Source organism: Actinomycetota bacterium (assembly GCA_036280995.1).
Classification (GTDB): Bacteria; Actinomycetota; CALGFH01; order CALGFH01; family CALGFH01; genus CALGFH01.
On the sequence record DASUPQ010000008.1, the window covers coordinates 1 to 2,073 of the forward strand.

Below are 2,073 nucleotides of genomic sequence, written 5' to 3' on the forward strand. Positions count from 1 at the left end.
GAGGCTCCTTCGCTCGCGCCGAGCTCCATGAGCACGTAGGAGACCATGAGGTCGTTGTCGGCGGCCTGGGCCCAGCCCATCGCTCGGTCGGACCAGTAGGCCGCCGCCTGGGGGTCGCCGGCGTCCTGGTGCAGCCAGCCGGCGAACTCGGCGTACCGCGCGCCAACTGTGAGCAGCTCCGTGCGGGCTTCCTCAGAGGCTACGGTCAGCAGCTCGCTGATGAACTGGAGGTGCAGCGACGTGAGCGCGAGCAGGTGAGCCGGTCCCAGGAGATTGTCGATCTTGGCGTACTCGGTGAGGATTGTCCCCAGCCGCCCAACCGCTTCGGGGTCAACGCGCCGAGGCGTGGATATGGCAGGCATAGGGAGGCGGACCCCGCCAGGCGCTGCGGGATCGCGCAACAGAGGTCGCGAGGCTCCTTCGCTCGCGCCGAGCTCCATGAGCACGTCCTCGGCCGCCTGCTCGCCTGGTACCACTGGCCGGAAGGCGAGCTGTTCGGCAGGCACGCCGTACAGCAGCACGAAGAGTCGCTGGTAGAACCGGCTGGGCCGCTTCTCACCCCGCTCCCATTTGCCAACCATCCCGGCGTTCACGCCGACGCGGACGGTGAACCGCTCCCAGGCCAGTGCGATGAGAGCCTCAGCAACCTCCTCCAGCGTCAGGTTGAGGCGCAGCCGATGCTCACGAAGCTGGACATTGGGGACGTAGATCCTCGCAGGCCTCATAACTGCCTGTCCTCCCAAGCCTGGACCTCACCAGAGTAGCTGCATCCACCAACGCTCTGGTCACGATCGTCGGTCGGGACCTGTAAACGGACCTGCTCGGGGACCTGCTTGCGGACCTTCTGAACTTTCATTGATGGCTGTTTCCTGGCCGCACACAGCGTCGTTGCGGAAGGAGGCAGTCAATGAAGCTCCCGATCGACACGTCGGCGATCGCGTTCCTGTGTGCGATGCCGCCTGAGCCGGTGGTCGACTTCGACACCAAGCGGCCTCGCGTCGACGAGAACGGCGAGCCGCTCTATGTCGTCCAGCTCCTGGTCATGGGCGAGGACTCGGCCGACCTGATCGCGGTCAAGGTCTCCGGGGTGCCGTCCTCGGCCATCCGCCAGGGTGTCCCGGTCAAGGTCTCGGGGCTGGTTGCCCAGCCCTGGACGATGGCCGACCGCTCCGGGGTGTCATTCCGTGCGTCCCGCATTGAGCCGGCCATGGCGGCGGCGAAGGCGAGCTAACCGAAGGGAGGGATGCCAGAGACAAGAGCGGCGGAACGACGGAGGGGCCGGCAGGCCGGCTGTTGGGAGCCGGGCCGGCCCCTCCACCACCTGACCAGGTGCTCGCAACACCTGGCCTGCATCAAGTGGAGCCCCTGATGCACCCTCATCGTAACTACCCCCGCCAGCCGGTGGGCTGGGGCGCCCTACACGAAGCCCCACCCCCGGTCATCGCGCCTTACGTCGAGATCCGCCCGGCCGACTGGCTGCTGCTGGCCGTCCTCCGGCCGGCCTGGGCCTATCGCCTCGAACTCGCCTTGATCGTCCTGGTGGCGGTGGCCTATGTGTGGCTGGGTGGCAAGCTCGGCCGCGCCGATGCTGACCGCCTCATCGTGGCCGCCGCGTTCGTGGTGGCCCTGCTGGGGTGGACGCGGGAGCCGCTGGCCCGCTCGTTGGCCCGCTCCCATGTCCGCAGACGGTGGGCGCTGGCCTGCCGCCACGCTGAGCTGGCCTCTCGGAACGATCGGGTGCCATGGGTCATGCGCTGTGCGCTCACCCGCGCCGGCGAGCAGCTCCGGGTCCGGCTCCCGGCCGGCGCCCAGGTGCCCGACCTGGAGAATGCTTCGGAGCGGTTGGCCGCCTTCCTGGCCGTCCGAGAGGTCCGCGTCACCCGTGACCCAGCCAACGCACGCTATGCGCGGGTGGTGGTCCTGCGCCGTGACCCGCTGGCCGACCCGACCCCGATTCCCTGGCCGCTGGCCAACGCCGACCGCTGCTCGCTGTGGGAGTCGATCCGGGTCGGCGAGGACGAGGACGGGAATGAGGTCACCGTCACCCTGCCGGAGCGCAACCTGCTGGCCGGC

The 2,073-nt window shown here is 68.9% G+C and carries 3 protein-coding genes; 2 read left to right on the forward strand and 1 reads right to left on the reverse strand.

The window, feature by feature from the left end:
• On the reverse strand, positions 1–725 hold a 725-nt coding region (locus VF468_00245; GenBank protein ID HEX5876756.1), incomplete at its 3' end, for a helix-turn-helix transcriptional regulator.
• A gap of 182 nt (positions 726–907) precedes the next feature.
• Between VF468_00245 and VF468_00250 the strand changes: the two genes are divergently transcribed.
• The gene (locus VF468_00250) at positions 908–1,231 is read left to right on the forward strand and encodes a hypothetical protein (protein HEX5876757.1); all 324 of its coding nucleotides are present in this window, start codon (positions 908–910) and stop codon (positions 1,229–1,231) included.
• Positions 1,232–1,368: 137 nt separating this feature from the next.
• Positions 1,369–2,073 (forward strand): hypothetical protein (locus VF468_00255; protein HEX5876758.1); only part of this gene is annotated, 705 nt, incomplete at its 3' end.